This window comes from Mesorhizobium sp. ISC25 (assembly GCF_042295465.1).
Classification (GTDB): Bacteria; Pseudomonadota; Alphaproteobacteria; order Rhizobiales; family Rhizobiaceae; genus Mesorhizobium.
Genome location: NZ_CP135441.1, coordinates 5,966,333 through 5,986,413, shown reverse-complemented (window position 1 = coordinate 5,986,413; position 20,081 = coordinate 5,966,333). Strand labels below are relative to the sequence as shown.

17 protein-coding genes are annotated in these 20,081 nt (G+C 62.6%); 6 read left to right on the top strand and 11 right to left on the bottom strand.

Features of this window, described 5'->3' with window-relative positions; all coding sequences use genetic code 11:
* Positions 1 to 41: 41 nt before the first annotated feature.
* The 7 genes from RQ479_RS29385 to RQ479_RS29355 form a co-directional block, all read right to left on the bottom strand.
* The gene (locus tag RQ479_RS29385) at positions 42 to 1,949 is read right to left on the bottom strand and encodes a hypothetical protein (protein ID WP_376703330.1); all 1,908 of its coding nucleotides are present in this window, start codon (positions 1,947 to 1,949) and stop codon (positions 42 to 44) included.
* A complete protein-coding gene (locus RQ479_RS29380) occupies positions 1,946 to 2,980 on the bottom strand; it encodes a Gfo/Idh/MocA family protein (RefSeq protein WP_376703329.1) in 1,035 nt (344 codons plus the stop codon). Before RQ479_RS29380 ends, RQ479_RS29385 begins: the two co-directional genes overlap by 4 nt.
* Before the next feature lies 1 nt (position 2,981).
* A complete protein-coding gene (locus RQ479_RS29375; RefSeq protein ID WP_376703328.1) occupies positions 2,982 to 4,046 on the bottom strand; it encodes an ABC transporter permease in 1,065 nt (354 codons plus the stop codon).
* On the bottom strand, positions 4,043 to 5,587 hold the full coding sequence (locus RQ479_RS29370) for a sugar ABC transporter ATP-binding protein (RefSeq protein WP_376703327.1): 1,545 nt from the start codon (positions 5,585 to 5,587) through the stop codon (positions 4,043 to 4,045). Before RQ479_RS29370 ends, RQ479_RS29375 begins: the two co-directional genes overlap by 4 nt.
* The gene (locus RQ479_RS29365) at positions 5,584 to 6,237 is read right to left on the bottom strand and encodes a DUF2291 family protein (RefSeq protein WP_352516976.1); all 654 of its coding nucleotides are present in this window, start codon (positions 6,235 to 6,237) and stop codon (positions 5,584 to 5,586) included. Before RQ479_RS29365 ends, RQ479_RS29370 begins: the two co-directional genes overlap by 4 nt.
* Before the next feature lie 113 nt (positions 6,238 to 6,350).
* On the bottom strand, positions 6,351 to 7,292 hold the full coding sequence (locus RQ479_RS29360) for a D-ribose ABC transporter substrate-binding protein (RefSeq protein WP_352524517.1): 942 nt from the start codon (positions 7,290 to 7,292) through the stop codon (positions 6,351 to 6,353).
* A gap of 264 nt (positions 7,293 to 7,556) precedes the next feature.
* Entirely contained in the window at positions 7,557 to 8,384 is an 828-nt protein-coding gene (locus RQ479_RS29355) for a phosphogluconate dehydrogenase C-terminal domain-containing protein (RefSeq protein WP_352568083.1), read from the bottom strand.
* Positions 8,385 to 8,725: 341 nt separating this feature from the next.
* On the opposite strand from RQ479_RS29355, the gene RQ479_RS29350 reads away from it, so the two are divergent.
* The 3 genes from RQ479_RS29350 to RQ479_RS29340 all read left to right on the top strand — a co-directional run bounded on the left by RQ479_RS29350 (position 8,726) and on the right by RQ479_RS29340 (position 11,233).
* Entirely contained in the window at positions 8,726 to 9,400 is a 675-nt protein-coding gene (locus tag RQ479_RS29350; protein ID WP_376706036.1) for a DUF2161 domain-containing phosphodiesterase, read from the top strand.
* Positions 9,401 to 9,550: 150 nt separating this feature from the next.
* The gene (locus RQ479_RS29345) at positions 9,551 to 9,976 is read left to right on the top strand and encodes a hypothetical protein (protein ID WP_376703326.1); all 426 of its coding nucleotides are present in this window, start codon (positions 9,551 to 9,553) and stop codon (positions 9,974 to 9,976) included.
* A gap of 66 nt (positions 9,977 to 10,042) precedes the next feature.
* Positions 10,043 to 11,233 carry an NADH-quinone oxidoreductase subunit D gene (locus RQ479_RS29340; RefSeq protein ID WP_376703325.1) on the top strand — a complete coding sequence of 397 codons (1,191 nt, stop codon included), beginning with the start codon at positions 10,043 to 10,045 and terminating at the stop codon, positions 11,231 to 11,233.
* A gap of 265 nt (positions 11,234 to 11,498) precedes the next feature.
* Here RQ479_RS29340 and RQ479_RS29335 read toward each other — a convergent pair whose 3' ends face one another.
* Positions 11,499 to 11,930: a hypothetical protein gene (locus RQ479_RS29335; protein WP_376703324.1), complete on the bottom strand. Its 432-nt coding sequence runs from the start codon at positions 11,928 to 11,930 to the stop codon at positions 11,499 to 11,501.
* Between the two features lie 474 nt (positions 11,931 to 12,404).
* Here RQ479_RS29335 and RQ479_RS29330 point away from each other — a divergent pair, with 474 nt between their 5' ends.
* Positions 12,405 to 13,373 carry an HlyD family secretion protein gene (locus tag RQ479_RS29330; RefSeq protein ID WP_376703323.1) on the top strand — a complete coding sequence of 323 codons (969 nt, stop codon included), beginning with the start codon at positions 12,405 to 12,407 and terminating at the stop codon, positions 13,371 to 13,373.
* Positions 13,370 to 14,983 carry a DHA2 family efflux MFS transporter permease subunit gene (locus RQ479_RS29325; RefSeq protein WP_376703322.1) on the top strand — a complete coding sequence of 538 codons (1,614 nt, stop codon included), beginning with the start codon at positions 13,370 to 13,372 and terminating at the stop codon, positions 14,981 to 14,983. The genes RQ479_RS29330 and RQ479_RS29325 overlap by 4 nt, the downstream gene beginning before the upstream one ends.
* Positions 14,984 to 15,303: 320 nt before the next feature.
* Here RQ479_RS29325 and RQ479_RS29320 read toward each other — a convergent pair whose 3' ends face one another.
* The gene (locus RQ479_RS29320; protein WP_352465796.1) at positions 15,304 to 16,056 is read right to left on the bottom strand and encodes a metallophosphoesterase; all 753 of its coding nucleotides are present in this window, start codon (positions 16,054 to 16,056) and stop codon (positions 15,304 to 15,306) included.
* Positions 16,049 to 16,861, bottom strand: a complete 813-nt coding sequence (locus RQ479_RS29315) for a hypothetical protein (RefSeq protein WP_376703321.1) — start codon at positions 16,859 to 16,861, stop codon at positions 16,049 to 16,051. The genes RQ479_RS29320 and RQ479_RS29315 overlap by 8 nt, the downstream gene beginning before the upstream one ends.
* 722 nt (positions 16,862 to 17,583) lie before the next feature.
* Between RQ479_RS29315 and RQ479_RS29310 the strand changes: the two genes are divergently transcribed.
* A complete protein-coding gene (locus RQ479_RS29310; RefSeq protein WP_376703320.1) occupies positions 17,584 to 18,447 on the top strand; it encodes a hypothetical protein in 864 nt (287 codons plus the stop codon).
* Between the two features lie 59 nt (positions 18,448 to 18,506).
* On the opposite strand, the gene RQ479_RS29305 is transcribed toward RQ479_RS29310, so the two are convergent.
* Complete coding sequence (locus RQ479_RS29305) at positions 18,507 to 20,018, bottom strand: aldehyde dehydrogenase family protein (protein ID WP_376703319.1); 1,512 nt, start codon at positions 20,016 to 20,018, stop codon at positions 18,507 to 18,509.
* Between the last annotated feature and the right edge of the window lie 63 nt (positions 20,019 to 20,081).

Sequence of the window (20,081 nt, the reverse complement as noted above, 5' to 3'; positions counted from 1 at the left end):
CGCTGCGGAAGGCGGCTACCCGTGAGCCTCGGCAAATGACTTCAGCCGACCCGCACGATTGCATAGGGCGTCATCACAAGACGGTCTCGGCCCGACGCGTCTTGCTGAATCTGGCGTGACATTCGTCCATCCCAAATCTTGAGAGGGCCCTGATCGGAGCCGAGCCCGGAAACGTCGACCGGAACGTCGTCCGGGGTAAGGTTCGCCAGCCAGACGATGATCTTGCCTGTCTGGGAGCGGCCGGCCAGTGCCAGCATCCGCGTCTCATCAGTCGTTGTCGCCGCCACATGCGCATGGCCGGCCAGCTCGCAAAGTCCTTTCACCGCGTGGAAAATCGGCCGAGGTGTACCTTCTTCGACAGGTTCGCCCGACGAGGCCAGTACGCCGAATGGTCCGGTGAAGCTGCAGAGCGTGAGCATTTCGAGCCCGGCCGGCGCAACGCGGGCGGCATAGCCGATCGTCCATGCGGCGCCGAACAGCCCGGTGTGGCGAGCGTCGCGGTCGGCCATGGCAATGCGCAGACGGTCGGGATTGGCCTTGGTCGCGCCGCCATAAGGGTTCTGGCGCATGGCAATGGTCGACGGCCCGATCCGGTAAGGTTTTGTTCCAAAGACCGCCAGTACAGACGCCGTGATGAAAGGCAGTGCCTCCAGCGATTGCATGACGCTGAGATCGTCGGCGGCGTGCACGATCGGGCAGGTGCAATGCGTGACGAAATCGAGCGGGTCGGCCGGCACACGCTTGCGATTGAGTTCGGTGAAATAGCTGAACATGCCGCCGCCGAGGCGGATGTCGGGAAAGGCACGCCGCGCCGCGGCATAGACATCTTCGAGCGGCGGGCATTGCGGCCACGCGCTGCCCGGCGGCGTCGACTGCCGGTCGACCGAGGGCGAGACGGCAATGGCCGAAAGCTTGAGCCCGGCCTGGCGCACCCTGTCGGCGACGCCTGAAAGCTCGGCGTCGAGATCGCCGTCGCCGGCAATGACACATTCGAGCGTTGTCTGGACCGGATAGGCGGCGGCGAGCCGGGCGTAGGGCCGCAAGGCGGCAAGCCCGTGGCCGCGCGTCGGGTCATAGTGGAACATCAATTGCTGCGGGCCAAGCTCGGACAGCACCGACAGGTTGTCCAGCGCCGCCTCGACCTCATCCGGGTAGATGATCACGCCGATATCCGGCAGCACCGGTCCGGCTTGGCCGAGCCTGACACGAATCGGTTCGGCGCGCGCGGCGGCGGCCGGCACTTTCCCGCGACCCGCTATACGCAAGCTGATGGTTTGGCGGAAGGCCTCGCCGGCCGGCAGCACGTATGGCCATGGCAGCGCGAGCGGCCGGACATAGGTCTTGTAGGAGGCATCCGACCAGTTGCGCTGGTCCTCCATCTCGAAAGTATCGCCTTCCATCCGGCATTCGGCGGTGACGCCGGGCCGGACCTCGTGGGTGATCGCCCGCAGATCCTTGAACGGCTGCCAGGGATCGATCAGCTCTGGAAGCCTGGTCGCGACCACGCTGCCATCGGTATGCTCGACCGTGACCGGGCTGCCGGCCACGCCGGCGATCGGATGCAGGATGCAGAAACCACAGCGATTGGTTTCGAAATCGCTGTCGGGACGAGCGCTCACGTCGAAGACCAACTGGCCATCGGCGGAGCCCTTGATTGTTGCGCGGAAGTCGAGCCGGCTTCCCTCTGGCCCGAAACAACCTGCCGAATAGCTGACGGAGAAAGCGTCATCGCCCTGGTCGATGACTAAATCGGTGAGCGTCGGCTCGTAGGTGCCCCAGTCGCGATCCCTGACGATGTAGGCGATGGCGCGCAGGACTTCGGTGTCGCCGTGCCGGATGGTGCGCAGATTGCCGTTGACGAAGTCCGCTGTCAGCGCGCCGGCGCGCAGCCTGACCGGTTCGGCTTCAACGGCACGTGTGCCGTAGAGGAGGAAGGCGTCGGCTGTCATTTCAGCAAGGCGTCGAGTTGCACCGGCTCCCGGCTTGCGGCGCCGGCATACGCTGCCTCGACCAACGCCAATGTCTTGAGGTTGTCCGCGCCCGAGGTCGCGGGCTCGGTTCCGTTGGTCAGGCAATCGACCCAATGCTTTTGAATGGCGACGACGCTTTCCTGGACGTTGTGCCACGGCCGTGATGCCCAGGCCAGCAGCGGTGGCGAGACATCGCTGACAGCCGTCCCGCTCCTGCCGGTGACGGTGAGGCGGTAGCCCTGCGCCAGCCGGATCGTGCCGTCGCTGCCGTCGATCTCGATCAGCGTCTCGGGGAACGGCTCGGTAGCGAGCTTAGTCGCATAGCTACAATCGACCACGGTAGTGGCGCCGCTCGTGTGGTCCATCAGCATCGTCGCAACGTCCTCGCCGGCAATGCCAGGGTTGACGCGCGCCGTTCGCGCGGTGACGGTCGAGACGTCGCCCAGCAGAAAGCGGGCGATGTCGAGGAGGTGGATGCCCAGATCCTCGATGATGAAGCGTCTTCCGGTCGCCAGATAGGGCTGGCCGGAAAACACGTCATAGGCCGAGCGGAACGAGATCCGTCCGAAGAAGGGCGTGCCGACCTCACCGCTGTCGAGCACGGCACGCACCGCCTGGATCGGCGACTGCCAGCGAAAATTTTCATGCACCATCAACGGCACGCCGGCGTCGGCGCAGGCCTTCACCATCGCCTGGGCGTCGGCAAGCGTCGGCGCAAACGGTTTTTGGCAGATAGCCGGAACGCCGTGCTGCGCCGCCATCTCGACGAGCGTTCTGTGGCTTGGTGCGGTGGTGGCGATGTCGACGAAATCCAGCCTTTCGCCGGCAAACAGCGCGGCCGCATCGGTATAGCGCCGCGCGACCCCGAACTGGTCGCCGACGACCCGCAGCCGGTCCGGATCGCGGTCGCAGATAGCGACGATCGAGGCGCCCTCCACGTCGCGCCAGGCATGCATCTGGTTGACCGCAAAGAAGCCGCAGCCGATCAGCGCTCCACGCAGCTCCTCCATGTCAGCCGGCCTTTGCCATCTGCATCAGCGTGACACGGCTCTGCAGCCGGCGCTGTGCCTGGTCGACGACGACGGCGACGATGATGACGAGGCCCTTGATCACCATTTGCCAGAACGAGCTCACCCCCATCATCACCAGCCCGTCCGAAAGGATGCCGATGACGAAGGCGCCGACAATGGTGCCGCCGATGGTACCGCGTCCCCCCGACATCGAGGTGCCGCCGAGCACTGCCGCGGCAATGGCGTTAAGTTCGAAGCTCTCTCCAGTCGCCGGATGCGAGGCCATCAGTTCGGACGAGATGATCAGCCCGACGATCGCCGCGCAGAAGCCGGAGAACATGTAGACGAACATCTTCACCATGTTGACGCGGACGCCCGAAATCCGCGCCGCCCGCTCATTGCCGCCAACGGCGAAGATATGGCGGCCGAGCGGGGTGTATTTGGCGAGATAGGCCGCCCCTAGCGCAACAACGAGCAAAATCCACAGCGCGACCGGCAGGCCAAGCAGCCGGCCGGCGCCAAGAAAGCCGAACCCGGTGGTGCCGAGCTCCGGCTTGCCGACGAGATTGGGGAAGGTGCGCCCGTCGGACGACAGCAGCGCCAGGCCGCGCGCGACATAGAGCACGCCGAGCGTGGCGATGAACGGCGCAACGTTAAGCCTGGTGATCAGCAACCCGTTGACGGCGCCGATCAATATGCCGACGGCAAGCGTGATCAGCGCGATCTCGAAGACGTTGAAATAGATGGTATAGCCGACCTGCAGGTCGATGCCGTTGAGCACGAGATAGCCGGCCACCATGCCGCACAGGCCGACGATCGAGCCGACCGACAGGTCGATGCCGCCGGTGATGATGACGAAGGTCATGCCCATTGCGAGGAATGCGTTCAACGCCACGTGCTTCGACATCAGGATAAGATTGGCGGCCGACAGGAAATTGGGGGCAGCTATCGAGAAGAATAACAGTACGGCGATCAGCGCGATGAACGTCCTCGCCTTCATCAGCATCAGCAGGACCGAGCCGCTCGAAATGGAGTTGACCGTCGCCTTGGCTGGGATGTCAGTCATGCGCCTTGCTCTCCGTGCGGGACCGGTCCGTGGCCGAAGGCCGAGGCAGCGACGAGTGCGGCCTCCGTCGCCTCGGCGCGGTCGAACATGCCGGTCAATTTTCCATTGCTCATCACTGCGATGCGGTCGGACAACGCCATCACCTCATCAAGATCCGAGGTGGCAAACAGGATCCCCAGGCCGTTGCGCGACAGCTTGCGCATGGTGCGGAACACGTCGGCCTTGGCGCCGACGTCGATGCCGCGGCTGGGCTCGTCCATCAGCAGCACCTTCGGTCCAGTGAGCAGCGCTTTGCCGATCACCACCTTCTGCTGGTTGCCGCCCGACAGCGACGAGACTTCCTGCGCCGGATCGGCGACCTTGATGGCCAGTTCGCGCACCGTCTGGGTCACCGCCTGCCGTTCGGCGGCACCACGAATGTGGAACAGACGCACGAACCGCGACAGGCTGGCCAGAGTCAGATTGCTGGCGACGGAGAGGATCGACACCAGCCCTTCGCGCTGGCGGTCTTCGGGGATCAGCGCCAGGCCGCGCCGGATGCGCCGCGTCGTGTCGCGCTCGTGCACCTTTTTGCCGGCAATGAATATCGTGCCGGTCGAATGGCCGTGGCGGCCCATGATGCAGTCGAACAGCTCGCTGCGTCCGGCTCCCATCAAACCGTAGATGCCGAGGATCTCGCCGGCGCGCAGCGACAGCGAGACGTGATCGACCGCGAGCCCGCCGGTTACACGCGGCAGGCAGATGTCCTCGGCGCGGAATATCTCTTCGCCCGGCACATGGCCGTCGGCCTTGGCGAAGTCCTTGGCGTCCGAGCCGATCATCTGCCGCACGATCCACTGGGTGTCGACGTCTTTCATCTCCGCCTGGCCGGTGATGCGTCCGTCGCGCAGCACGGTGATGGTGTCGCCGATGCGGATCAGTTCCTCGAGCCGGTGCGAGATGTAGACGATTGCCACGCCACGCGCCTTGAGGTCGGCAATCACCTTGAACAGGATCTCGACTTCCGCCGCGCTGAGCGCCGAGGTCGGTTCATCCATGATGAGGATGCGCGCATCGAGCGAAACGGCCTTGGCGATCTCGACCAGCTGCTGCTGGCCGATGCGCAGATCCTCGACCAGCATGTCCGGCCGGATGCCGGCTTCCAGGCGTTCAAGGAATTCCGCCGCGCGGCGCTCCTGCTCTTTGCGGTCGATCTTGCGGAACCGATTGGTGATCTCGCGGGTGGCGAAAATATTTTCGGCGACAGTCAGATTGCCGAACAGGTTCAGCTCCTGGAAAACCATGCCGATGCCGCGATTCACCGCATCCCCGGATGACGAGAAGGAAACCTCCTCGCCGTCCAGCAGGATGCGCCCGAGTGTCGGCTGCTCGACACCGGCGATGATCTTCATCAGCGTCGATTTGCCGGCTCCGTTTTCGCCGACCAGCACGTTGACCGCGCCCTTGCGCACCTCGAAATTCGCCCGCTTGACTGCGACGGTGCCGAAATAGACTTTCGAGACATCCTCCAGCTTCAGGATGACATCTTGATCGCCGCTCATGGCTTCGGCCCGATCTCTGCCTCCGCCGGCGTCACCAGCGGCAGGTCCTGGCCACTACCCGGCGTATAGGCGCCAAGTACCTCGACGCTGCGGCCCTCGAGTGCCTCCCGCGGCAGCTTGGAAAGCACGGCCCTGTCGGCATAGGCGTTGAACGCCTTGCCGAACTGGGCGAAGTCAATCTGATTGGTGAAATCGTTGAACTGGATGAAGTCGAGGCTGTCGCGCAGCGCGGTTCCGCGCATGGCGGGGCCGATCTGCACCCGCGCATCCGCCTTGCCGTCGCCGTCGGCATCGATGTCCATCGTCGCCGCGCGTGACTGTGTATTGGCTGCAACGACCTTGCCCATGAGCCGAACCGCGAAGGTCCATGGCGAATTCGCCTGCTTCTTCGGATTGCCGTATTTGGCGCCGGCAGCGGCGGGATCGGTCTTGGCCAAGGCATGAACCTCGGCAAACGGCCCGGCCTTCTGCTGTAGATAGGGTATCACTTTCGCCGCCCAGATGTCCTCGACCATTTTGTCCGGATTGAACGCGGAGCCAGTGCCGCCGTTTTCCGTCGACGGCGTCGGCAGGATCTTGCAGGCGGTCAGGCTGCCTATTGCTGCGAGCAACAACGCGACAAGGATCGGCCGGGTCAGCGTGTTGAACATGTCGGCTCGTTCGGCATGGCAGTCAGGAGCCCCCAGAGAAATGGAAGAAAGGGCGAAATGGAAGCAAGGGACGAACCGGGGGCTCGTCCCTTGCTGCTTGATGTTACGCCGGCTCAGTTGGTGAGCGCGAACGTCTCCAGCTTGGCGGCATTGTCGCCATTGACCAGGACGCAATCCATCAATTGCTTTTCTTCGGGCGGAGACTTCTTGTTCTTGATGAAGTCGTTCGCCTGCTCGACCGCCATCTGTGCCTGCGCGAAGGCCGGCTGCAGGACTGTCGCCTTGATGCCGCCGGAGGTGATCGAGTCGCGCACGTCGTTCGACCCGTCGAAGCCGACGACGATGACGTCCTTGCGGCCGGCAGCGGCAAGTGCCGCATAGGCGCCCATCGCCATCGTGTCGTTGCCGGAGATCACGCCCTTGATATCGGGATTGGCCTGGAGGATCGATTCCATCTTTGAATAGGCCTCGGTCTGGCTCCAGTTGGCCGACTGCTGCGCCACCATCTTCAGATCCGGATAGTCGTCGATGACGTCGTGGTAACCCTTGGAGCGGATGCCGGCATTGGTGTCGGATTCCTTGCCGACGAGCTCGACGAAATTACCCTTCTCGCCCATCAGCTTGACGAATTCCTGCGCGCCGAGCTGGGCGCCCTGATAATTGTTGGAGACGATCTGCGCGACGGCAACGCCGGTGGCATTGATCTCGCGATCGATCAGGAAGGAAGGAACGCCTGCGTCCTTGGCCTTCTGCACGGCGGCGACGGTGGCGTCGGCGCCGGCATTGTCGAGGATGATCGCCTTGGCGCCGCGGCCGATCGCGGTGTCGATCAATTCCGACTGCTTGTTGGCGTCGTCGTCATGGACGAGCACCAACGCCTCGTAGCCGAGTTCCTTGGCCTTGGCCTCCGCGCCGACAGCTTCCGCCTTGAAGAACGGATTGTCATGCGAGGGCGTGATGATGGCGATCAAATCCGCCGCATAGGCGGGTGCGGCGGTGCCAAGCGCCAGCATGCCGGCAAAAGCCGCAAGCGTCATTCTGCGTGTCAGTTTCATGTATTCCTCCCGTTGAAAACCCGTGCCTTGATCCCAAGGCTATATGCATTCGATTTCGTTAGCCGGCCGTAGGCGGCGGCTCGCGTCAGATTCATAAGCCTTTGCCGGCTTCACCTCGACGGATCGCTCCCCCTATCCTCCACTCATCCAGCCCCTGAGCCTGCTGAGAAGCTTAACGGTCCGACCATCGAACAGCTAAGCCAACTGGTATAATGAGTCAATGACAATTTCAGGTGACATGTTCCGGAAGACGCGTCGCTCTCCTCAAGTGATGCGCTGAATGCTCGCGGCAATCTCCTCCGGTTCGAACACCCGCTTCCAGTCGTCGCGCATCAGCACCGGCTTGCCGAACTCTATCGCCTTGTTGCAGGCATCGGAGAACACGCCTTTGGTTTCGCCGAAGATGACGGCGCCAAGCACGTTCATATGGCCAAGCAGGAAGTCGAGCGCCGCCTGCTTGTCGACCCCGCGCGCCACCACCTCGTCGACGGCCTCTTTCATGACGACGAGCAGCGAGGCGCATACCGTTTCCGAAAGGCCGGGCTCGAGCAGCGCCATCTGATCGACCGTGACGCGATGGGAGCGCATAACCGGCGCCCAGATGATCTTTGCGATCGCCTCACCCTTGGCGAAATCTTCCTCCGGTCCCTGCATCAAGGCGCTGACCATGTGCTGCTTGGCCTTGACGCCGCCGAAATAATCCTTCTTGGCCGCCATGTCGGTCTCGTCGTTGAAGATCGGCGGATGGCACGGGTGGGTGACGAAATAGGTCAGGTCCGGTCGCTTCGGCAAATGCCCGGCGAAAGGTGCCGCGGCGTCGAGCACGACAACCATCGTGCCTGATGCAAGCTTGCTCTCGATGCTCGCCGCGACCTTGCCGATGTGCGTGTCCGGCACCGCCAGGATCACCACATCGGCGCCATCAAGCGCCTCATCGGCGCTGACGGCATCGATGCCGAGGCCCGACTTAAGCCGCTCGCGACCGGCGTCGCTGACCTCGACATGGCGTATCGTGTAGGGAGATCCGCGAAAATTGGTCGACAGACGGTAACCCATTTTGCCGCCTGCACCAAACAGCGCAATCGTTGTCATGTGTCCGTTACTCCTGAATTCCAACGACGGCCCTGCCGATCGTCATCCCATTGACTCGTATGCACATTGCCGCCGGCTGGCGGATTAGAAAACGCAGGGGAGCCGCCGCTCAAATGACGATGCCCTGGACGATGTCTCGGGCGCCCGGATGTCCAGCACAGTGCAGTTACGCGGAGCATGCTACCTCAGGTACACATTATACCAGCATACCAAATTGGCAAGCGGCCGTGGCACGGCTCTGACCACTTGTTTGGCCGTCGTTTACCTCCTGTTCAACGGCAAAGAGCGATCATCGCGCTGAACCGCCGATCGGCGGGATGATTCGCAGCGAACAAAGGCCCATGCTCGAAACGTCACTCTACAGCCCGGTCAAGGCCTTCCTGGAAGGCCTGGGATTTATGGTCAAGGGCGAGATCGGCGGCTGCGATCTGCTGGCGCTGAGTGCCGACTCTCCACCGATCGTCGTCATCTGCGAACTAAAGCTGAAGTTCAATCTCGAACTCATCCTCCAGGGCGTCGACCGTATGGCGGCGAGCGACGAGGTCTGGCTCGCGGCGTGCATGTCGGCCCGGGGCAAGGGCCGCGACAGCGATGTGAGATACCGCAATCTCTGCCGTCGCCTCGGCTTTGGCCTGCTTGGCGTGCGAACGAACGGCGAGGTTCAGGTGCTGCTTAGCCCGACGGCATTGGCTCCGCGTCGGGATCCCCGGCGCCGCTCGAAACTAATCGACGAACATCGGCGTCGGCAGGGCGATCCTGTCGCCGGCGGCGGCTCGCGTGCGCCGATCATGACCGCGTATCGCCAGCAGGCACTGGCATGCGCCGCAGCGCTCGCCGACGGCCCAAAGCGGCCACGTGACTTGAAGCCCAACCTGCCGAACGCACCCAAGATCCTGCTGCACAACGTGTATCGCTGGTTCGCGCGCACCGATCGCGGGATCTACGAACTGACCGCTCAGGGCCGTGAAGCATTGCAGCGCTGGCCGCAGCCCGATCGCAGCCACGCCGCTGCCTGAGACAGGGCAACGCCGGATTTCGCGCCCTGCTTTCCGCGACAATCACGGCTTTCGGCAAGACAGCAACCTCCGTAACGGAACCATATTTCGACACGATGGTTTTGTCGTGACCGAATTGATCGTCCGCTGAGCAAAACGGAAGGAATGGCCATGCGCCTATCAACGACAATTGTCACACTTTCGGCACTGGCCCTTGCCTCGCCGGTCTATGCGCAATCCGTGGGACCAGAGCTTGCCCCTGTGCCGCCAACGGCGCCGCAAACCCTGCCAGAGCAAGCCACGCCAGAAGGGGCCACCTCCGACCAGGCTACACCTGACCAAGCCTTCTCCGCCCAGAATTTCACCGCAGTGACAATCGTGGCGATGGAGGATCTGCCTCCTGAAATCAAGGCACAGGCGGAGGCCGTCGTCACCCAGACCAGCGCCGAGGATTTGCGCATCCTGCAAAGTTCGATCGACGCATCGCCGCAGGCGGCATCGGCACTGGCGGCGAACGGACTTAATTCCACTCAGGTCGTGGCGGCCAATATCGACGGCGACGGCACGCTGACGCTGATCATCCAGACGACGACGTGAGCGGCTGAAAGCGGACAAGCCGGTTCCGGCACGGAACCGAAGTCCGCCTGATCGCGGAGGACTGTCATGGCCGAGGCTGCAGTTCGCAACTTCACCATCAATTTCGGGCCACAACATCCCTCCGCTCACGGCGTCCTGCGGCTGGTGCTCGAACTCGACGGCGAGATCGTAGAACGCGCCGATCCCCACATCGGCCTGCTGCATCGCGGCACCGAAAAGCTCATCGAGTACAAGAACTACCTGCAGGCCTTGCCCTATTTCGATCGGCTCGACTACGTCGCGCCGATGAACCAGGAGCATGCATTCTGTCTTGCCGCCGAGAAGCTCCTCGAAATATCGATTCCGAAACGCGGGCAGCTCATCCGCGTGCTTTTCTGCGAAATCGGCCGGCTGTTATCGCACCTCCTCAACGTCACCACGCAAGCCATGGACATCGGCGCGCTGACGCCACCGCTCTGGGGTTTCGCCGAACGCGAGAAGCTGATGGTCTTTTATGAGCGCGCGTCCGGTGCCCGCATGCACGCGAATTATTTCAGGGTCGGCGGCGTGCATCAGGATCTGCCGCCGCAACTCCTCGACGACATCTGGAAGTTCTGCGATCCGTTCCTCAAGGTCTGCGACAATCTCGAAGAGCTGTTGACCGAGAATCGCATTTTCAAGCAGCGCAATGTCGATGTCGGCGTGATCGGCCTCGATGATGCCTGGGCCTGGGGCTTTTCCGGCGTGATGGTGCGCGGATCGGGCGCCTCCTGGGACCTGCGCAAGGCGCAGCCATACGAATGCTATTCGGAGATGGATTTCGATATTCCGGTCGGCAAGCATGGCGACTGCTACGACCGCTATCTCGTACGCATGGAGGAAATGCGCCAGTCGGTCCGGATCATGCGGCAATGTCTGGAAAAGTTGCGCTCACCCGAAGGTCAGGGCCCGGTCGCGATCCCGAACCGCAAGATCACGCCGCCGCCGCGTGCCATGATGAAGCGCTCGATGGAAGCGACGATCCACCACTTCAAACTTTATACCGAAGGCATTCGCGTGCCGAGCGGTGAAGTCTATGCCGCCGTCGAGGCGCCGAAGGGTGAGTTCGGCGTCTACCTGGTGTCGGACGGAGGCAACGTTCCCTACCGATGCAAGATCCGCGCACCTTCCTTCGCCCACCTGCAAGCGATGGATTTCCTATCCCGAGGCCATATGATCGCCGATGTTGCCGCGATCATCGGCTCGCTAGACATCGTGTTCGGAGAAATCGATCGCTAGCCACGTCGAAGGATCGCGGGTCCATCCTTAGCCAGATCGCACCTGCCTGGACTGCGCTCGAACGCCAGTCGGACGAAGGCTCTCACTTGCGGCGGGCCAACTCAAATTCTCACATCAAAAACGGACGCATGGCCGCGACAAGGCGCAGCCAAGCGTCGAGGAGTTTCACAATCTGCGCGGCCTGACGGGCCACGAGCCCTTCCAAGTTCGGAAGCGCTCTCCACGGCGCGGAAAGAACGCGTGTTCCGCCGTTCCTCGTACCGCGTCAATGCACGATCAAGCCCTTCATCCAGGCAACAAATCTGTTGCCGCGAACTATCCCGCGCACCCTGGCAGCGGCCCATCTCGCTTGCATCGTAGCGCCAACATGGCAATGGCAAACGATTTGGTGCAACTGCCGGTCGCTCAGTTCGAAGAAGCGCTTTGCCTCACCATAGGTATCATCGTTGAGGCCCATGGCACGCAGAACCGGATCCTCGAACGCGACAGTGAGCGGCGTCCCAGCGCCACGCGATCTGTCGCGCGCTTCCCTGTTCATGTATTCGGTGCCTGGAAGCGCCCCAAGGCATCGCGTCGGGTTTTGTTCGAGAAGTTCCGCCCAACGTTCAATCCGTTGGTTTCGAGTCATCGCCGGATACGCCGCGAAGGACTCAACTTCCGCGACGGCCTGCAGTTGGTCGAGTGTTTGATGTTTCATGATCGGCTCCTGTCGACAGGTGAATTCGCCCACGCCTACATGAGCAATTATCGCGCCGTGGAGCGCTGACAAGGCCAGACCGCCGCAACATGAGGCGTACGGACAATCTGGCCGGTGAAGCGGCGCTCGAATCCCAAACGCGCGCGCCGGTGGATTCGATGTCGATCCGTTAACCGAACCTGTCCGGGCAGGAACTTTTGCGGAAGCTTGCCGTTTGGCTTTGCGTGCGCTCTGGCGGCTGCAATATCAGTCTTGAAAGCAATTCCGTTGGACACGAAGCCTCAAAGCCTCGAACAAGACGTCGAGCCTGTAAATGAAACCCGGGAGCAACCGGCCCCGGTTCGAGAATCTCATGGGCGACCGGCAGAGCCCCGGCAGGAAAGGCCCGACGGCAATGCCTCGCAACGAAAGGCCGGTCTGCTCGGCTTTCCCAGGCGCCATCCCTATGCGACCGCAGCGATCGCGCTTGCGCTATTGCTCGTCGCGGCAGGCGTCGCGATCTGGTGGCTGAACGCCCGCCAGTACGAATCGACCGACGACGCCTTCATAGACGCGCGCACGGTGACGATCGGCGCTCAAATCGCCGGCCGCATCACCGAGCTGGCGGTTACCGACAATCAGCATGTACAGGCGGGCGATGTCCTCCTGCGCATCGACGACAGCGATTATCAGGCAAACCTGAAGCAGGCCGATGCCGGCGTCGCCGCGGCCGAGGCCGAAATCGTCAATGTCACCGCCCAGATCGAGGCTCAAAACGCTAAGGTGAACGCTGCCCAGAGGCAGGTTGCACAGGCCAAGGCAGCGCTGGATTTCGCCAAGGCCGAGGATCAACGCAATCGCGAACTTCTGGCCAGGGGCACGGCAACGCAGCAGCAGGCGCAGCAGGCGGCATCGACGTTGCGTCAGGATCAGGCCGCGCTGGACAGCGCCGAGGCCAATGTCGCCTCGGCAAAAAGCCAGGTTTCGGTCTTGCAGGCACAGGCCAGGAGCGCCGAGGCGCAGCTCGAGCAAGCCAAGGCCAGCCAGGAGCAAGCCCGCACGACGCTGTCGCGCACGACCATCACGGCACCCGCAGCCGGGCGGGCAACGAGCATTTCAGCCGCTGACGGCACCTACGCCCAACCCGGCCAGGTATTGATGATGTTCGTTCCCGACGAGGTCTGGGTGAAGGCCAATTTCAAGGAGACGCAGCTCGACCTGATGCGGCAGGGACAACCGGTCGACATCGATATCGATGCCTACCCCGACAGGTCCTTCCATGGCCGCGTCGACAGCATCCAGGCCGGCAGCGGCACCGCCTTCAGCCTCCTGCCGGCCGAAAATGCCACGGGCAACTACGTCAAGGTGGTGCAGCGCGTGCCGGTCAAGATCGTCTTCGACAAGCGGCCGGATGTGCTTCTCGGTCCAGGCCTGTCGGTGGTGCCGACGGTCAAGGTGCGATGAGCGGCGAAACCGCCAGAAATCAGGGCGAAAGCCGATCCGCCGCCGGGACGCACAATCCCTGGCTCATCGCCGTCGTCGTTTCGATCGCCACTTTCATGCTGGTGCTGGACACCTCGATCGCCAATGTCGCCCTGCGCAACATCGCCGGCAGCCTGGCGGCCGGAATGGACGAAAGCACCTGGGTCATTACCACCTATCTCGTTGCCAACTCGATAATCATCCCGGTCAGCGGCTGGCTGGCAAGCGTCATCGGCCGCAAGCGCTACTACATGCTCTGCGTGGCGACCTTCACCGTCGCGTCGCTGCTGTGCGGACTGGCGCCCAACCTGGAACTGCTCATCCTGTTCAGGGTCCTTCAGGGCCTCGGTGGCGGCGGCATGGCGCCAAGCGAGCAATCGATTCTTGCCGACACCTTCCCGCCTGAAAAGCGCTCGCAAGCCTTCGCGCTTTACGGCATTGCCGTCATCGTCGCACCGACGGTCGGGCCGACGATCGGCGGCTGGCTGACCGACCATTTCTCCTGGCACTGGATCTTCTTCATCAACGTGCCGTTCGGCATCCTGTCGCTGGCGCTGGTGCAATGGCTGTTGGTCGAACCGGACGTCCTCGAACGCGAACGCAAGGAACGGCTGAAAGGCGGCCTGAAGATAGACGGGGTAGGGTTCGTCCTGGTGGCGATAGCCTTGGGATGCCTGGAGATCTTCCTCGACCGGGGCCAGCGCTACGATTGGTTCGCCTCAAATTTTATCACCGCTTTCGCAGTGATTTCCGCGATCGCGTTCCTGCTGCTTATCCCATGGGAAATCAGCCGCAGCGATCCGGTCGTCGACATGCGCCTATTGTTCACGCGCCAGTTCGGTACGGCCTTCCTGGTCATGATGGCGGTCGGTGCTATCCTGTTCAGCACCACTCAGATCGTGCCGCAGCTGCAGCAGACGACATTTGCCTACACCGCGACGCTCTCGGGCCTTTCGATGATGCCGGGCGGCATCGCCATGCTGATCTTGATGCCGGTGTCCGGATTTGTAGGCAGCATCGTGCAGCCCAAATACCTGATCATGATGGGCATGTCGGTGGTCGCAGTGGCCCTTTGGCACATGACCTCGCTTACCCCGGACGCCAGCTTCCGCTTCTTTGCCTTTGCCCGTGTCTTCCTGATGGTCGGGCTGCCGTTCCTGTTCATTCCCATCTCGACCGCGGCCTATGTCGGCCTGCCCCCGCAGAAGACCAACCAGGCATCGGCGCTGATCAACGTTGCACGCAATATCGGCGGCAGCATCGGCGTCTCGCTGTCCAACACCGTCATTGCGCAAAGCTCCCAGATCCATCAATCGAATCTGGTCGGCCACACCGTGCAATCGTCGCCCGCCTATCAGCAGGTGCTTCGGCAGGCGACCGAGCATTTCGTCGCCCAGGGTTCGCCGATGGTCGAGGCGAAGCAGCAGGCGATCGGCTGGCTTGGCCAGTTGATCGCCCGCCAAGCCACGCTGCTCGCCTATGTCGATGTCTTCCGTTACTGCGCGGTGGCAACCGCCCTGTTCGTTCCGCTTGCGCTGCTGCTGCGGTCAAACAAGTCGGGCGGCAGCCAAGCGAATCCGGAAATGGGCTGACCCGCAGGCGCGACGCTGTGGTTTCCAAAAACAAGGAAGGCGGGAACCAGCTGACCCATTGCGTTGTTCTGCGCCAAGAGGAGAATATTACGATGGCCACTGTTCCCACACCCGAGCCAACACCGACCCCGGTACCGCCGCCTCCCATCCCCGATCCCAAGCCCGTGCGTGAGCCGGACCCCGACAGGCTCCCCGACGAGGACCCCATTCCCAATCCGGATGAAAACGATATTCCGCCGAAGCGGATGTCTTTCAGCCGGCAGTTACCGTGATCGCTCTGCAGCGTGTCGGCCGATTGCTTGTGCCAGTGGCAGCGCCTGTCAGATTTCGAGCATGGCGTAGGGACGGCCGGTCGGCTTGGCGACATGCATGGAAACGTTATAGACCGGCGCCCCGCCCGGCGTGCGGCCCTCATAGGCGCCGCGATGCGCATGACCATGCACCACCGCGCTGACCTGGAACCGGTCTATTGTCTCGGCCAGGCGTGACGAACCGAGAAACGGGAATATCTCCAGCGGCTCGCCTTCGACCGTCTCGACGACAGGCGCGTAGTGCAGAACGACAAGCGTGCGTTTGGCGCGGACCTGCCGCATCGCGTTTTCAAGCCGCATCGCTTCGTTCACGCTTTCCGCCACCATTGACTTGATCGCTGGTTCGCCGAAGGAGCCGAGCATGCGCGATCCAAAACCGCCAACGAAACCCTTGACCCCAACGAACCCGACCTCGTGAATCTCTGTCGCCTCGCCGTCGAGCAGGTGAACGCCCGCCTGGCGCAGAATGTCGGTGACCTGCTCGACGGCGCCTGACTCATAGTCGTGGTTGCCAAGTACGGCGACGACCGGGATCGTGCAGGCACGCAGTTCCTCGGCAAGGATTTCGGCCTCCCGAGGCTTGCCGAGATTGGTAAGGTCGCCCGTCAGCACGAGAACCTGGGCTTCACGCGACATCTCGCCGAAAAGATCGCGGTACGAGGCCTGGTCTTCCTTGCCGACATGCAGATCGCCAATGGCGGCGACTTTGAGTGCGCTGCCGTTTTCCGCCTTTGCCGAAGCAGTTTCGAGCTCGTCAGCCATTGCTATGTTCTCCTTCACCGCCGACGTCGGCAAAGCCCCAGTCCTTGACGTCGATCTCATAGTCGGTTCGTGAAAGCATGCGCCCGCGGCAGATTTTCATCCGGGAAGGTGGCAATTCGCGCTGCTTGGCCAGCCGGTCAAGCAGCTCATCGAGCAGCCAGGCGGGTACGCGGCCCCGCTCCGACGGATAGATCCATCGGAAGTTCAAGAGATGCATCAGCAGAACTTCCCAATGAACTTCCATGTAGGAAAGGAGCCGTTGCCAGTCGATCTGATCGTGCGTCTTGAGGATGGTGTGCGAAACGTCGGCGCCATCGTGGCGGCCGCGGTCCTGGATGAAACATTTGGACCAGACAAGCTCGGTGGGACCGATGATCCGCACCTGGCTGCCCAGCAATTCGCCCTGACGGGCGTGCTCCAGCCACTGGTCGTCGACCGGCATTGTGCCGTTCATTGAGGCGAAAATGACGTCGAAAAAATGCGTCCCCTTGAACACTTTGCCGAGCCACCGGTCGTCCTCGACCACGACGGCGTAGCCGATCCGCTTGAAATGGGCGAGGATGCGCGGGCAGTCGCCGGCCTTGCAGAAAATGTCGAGATCCTTGGTCGGGCGGATGATCCCGGTATAGGCGCTTACGGCATAGGTGCCGGCGACGAGAAAGGGGATGCCGGTCGCGACAAGCTCGCGGATCGCTTCGATATAAAAGACCTCCGCTTCGGCATTGCGAGGCGTCGGGGCGGCTTTTGGATCGACCGACGGAACGGATGCCGGGATAGCGCTTTCCGGTGGGGGATTGATGATCATAAGCAATGGTTCCTGGCCCGGCAGACCAGCAGCCGCCTGTATCTAATAGCCAAGCACGCCCGATGGTTCCCACCGCTGCGCGCCACTGCCGCTCTTGCCTTCCGCATCAGGCGGACACTCCGCCGTGGTAGGCCTTCGAAGCGGTCATGGCTGTCGGCTGCGGCGGCAGCCATAAAGAGATATGTGAGCGGTCATTTTTGACGTCAAGATAGCAGCGCGGTCAGCCTCAAGCGCGTCGAGGCGGAGTAGGCCCGCTATCATCCTCGAGTTCGGAAAGGATTGGCTTCAACATGGTTCCCGAGCTGTCGGAGGCGCTGCGCACCCGGCGCAGCAGCCACTTGAGCGCACGTGGCCAGACCGACTCTGTTTTCCGGAAAGCTGCAGGCGGCGTGGCGAGAAGGCCATTCTCCATTTGTAGTTCCTTACTGTCTCAGTCCAATCAGCGTTCTTCAACGAGCAAAACTTGTGTTGGTTCCGCATCGCCATCGGCGGGAGCACGGGCTGGCCAGGCGAAGCTACCATTTATGGGTTCGAGCAGGCTAGCCTCGTGCGGCAAGATCAGCGCTCGCGAGATCAGGGTCCTCGGCGACCAAGTCGCGGAATTCAGCTGCTAGCCGGCGCGATTCAGCTCGTATCCTGATGCGCCGGCTCTGGACACGGCCCGCGAAGGCTGAAATTGTTACCGGCATTTCCAGTTGCAAATTTGGTTGGGCTCGGCGGGGATGGCGCTGGTTTCTGAAGACATTGCCGGCCATCCGGCATTGCGTCGCCATGTCCAGGCTCAGTCGCGGACGCTGCTCCAGACCTATGAAGCGAACCCGCGGCTGGCTTCCGTATTCGCCACGCAACAACGCTGGCTGATGGCCCATATCGGGCTTGCCTTGTATTTCGATCGAGAGCCGGACGATCATCGCAAGGGACTTACGTCTACACGGTTCATGGACGGCATCTGCCGGCATTCGGTGGCCAGCCGCAACACCGCCGATGCCTTCCTGAAGGAGATGCTGCATTACGGTTTCATCCGGCCTCTGCCGATTAAATATGGGCGCATCCGCCCCTTTGAGCCGACCGCGGGCACTCTGGAGACGGTTGCCGGCTGGGTCATGGCGCATCTGAAAACGCTGGACAGCCTGGACAATGGATCTCGACTGGCTGCATTCGTCGCATATCCGGACGTGCTCGCCGAACTGCAGCCGTTGGTGGCCGACGGCCTGCTTTCGTCGCATGCCGTGCGCGAGCCAAGTCAGACTTTTTCCTTGTTCACCTGGCTCGACAATGGCGGCATCGTCATGGATTGGCTGATGTCCGGCGTCGATCCCGATCATGCCGACCTGGACCGAATTCCGACCGGTGTCGTCTCAGTCGGAGATTTCGCGAACTGGCTCAAGCTTTCCCGGACCCACCTGTCACGCAAATTGCGCGATGCCGAGGAACTCGGCAGCATCGGCTGGCTGGGCCAGCGCGGTCATTCGGTCATGTGGGTGTCGAGCGCGTTCTATCACGAATACATGACCGCCCAGGCCGTCAAGCTCGCCATCATCGATGCAGCTTTCGACAACTGTGTTGTATCTTCCGAAGCAAGCTGAACGATGAGCCGAAAGCCGTCGTGGCGGCTTTGGCGCCGCCGCGACGGAGGTCTGGCATTTCAATCGATATCGAACGACACGCCCTGGGCAAGCGGCAGCGCCTTGGAATAGTTCACCGTGTTGGTGGCACGCCGCATATAGGCCTTCCAGGCATCGGAGCCGCTCTCGCGGCCGCCGCCGGTTTCCTTCTCGCCCCCGAAGGCGCCGCCGATCTCGGCCCCGGATGTGCCAATGTTGACGTTGGCGATGCCGCAATCCGATCCGTCGACGCCGAGGAAGCGCTCGGATTCCTGCAGGTCGCGGGTGAAGATCGACGATGACAGCCCCGCTCCCACCGCATTGTGTTCTTCTAGCACGGCGTCGAAGTCCGAATATTTCATCACATAGAGGATAGGCGCGAAGGTCTCCTCCGTCACCGGCGAAACCTGCCGCGGCATTTCGACCAGCGCCGGACGCACATAGTAGGCCTCGGGATGGCCGTTCTCGACCCGTATTCCGCCGGTTATTTTACCGCCATGCGAAGCCGCCTCCTCGAGCGCCTTCTGCATATTCCCGTAGGCAGCCTTGTCGATCAGCGGGCCGACCAGAGCGCTTGTCTCCAGCGGATTGCCGACCGAGACGCTTTCATAAGCTTTCTTCAGGCGCGGAACGAGTTGGTCATAGACGCTCTCATGCACGAACAGGCGCCTGAGCGTTGTGCAGCGCTGGCCGGCCGTGCCCATGGCGCCGAACGCGATGGCGCGGAGCGCCATGTCGAGATCGGCGCTCGGACAGACGATGCCGGCATTGTTGCCGCCGAGCTCCAGCACGGCACGGGCAAAGCGCTTCGCCAGCCGTGGGCCGACGTCCCTGCCCATGCGCGTCGAGCCGGTCGCGGAGACCAACGGCACCTTCGGATGGTCGACCAGGATCTCGCCGACGGCGCGATCGCCGATCAGCACCGGCGCCAGCCCTTCCGGCGCATCGCCGAAACGCTTTGCCGCGCGCTTGAAGATCGCTTCGCAGGCGAGCGCCGTCAGCGGCGTCTTCTCCGACGGCTTCCACACCACCGCGTCGCCGCAGACCAGCGCAAGCGCTGCGTTCCACGACCACACCGCCACCGGAAAGTTGAAGGCCGAGATCACGCCGACGACGCCGAGCGGATGCCAGGTTTCCATCATGCGATGGCCGGGACGCTCAGTGGCGATGGTCAGGCCGTACAGTTGCCGCGAAAGACCGACGGCGAAATCGCAGATGTCGATCATCTCCTGCACTTCGCCTAGACCCTCGGACGGGATCTTGCCGACTTCGATCGACACCAACCGACCAAGCTCGGCCTTGTGTGTGCGCAATTCCTCGCCGAGCAGCCGTACCAGTTCGCCACGCTTGGGAGCCGGCACCTGCCGCCACGTCAGGAAAGCCTTGTGGGCATCGTCGATGGTCGTTGCCGCATCGGCCGGCGAGATGGTCTTCAGCGCGGCGATCTGCTCGCCGGTCACCGGGCTGCGCACGATGAGGTCGCCGCCCGTAAGCGCGGCCTCGGCAACGCCCAGTTTCGCCAGAAGCCCGGCCGTTTCCTTCGCAATTGTCATTTTCGTTTCGTCCCTTTCATATCCCGTCGCTCATATGGCGTCGGTCCAAGCCTTGCGCCATAC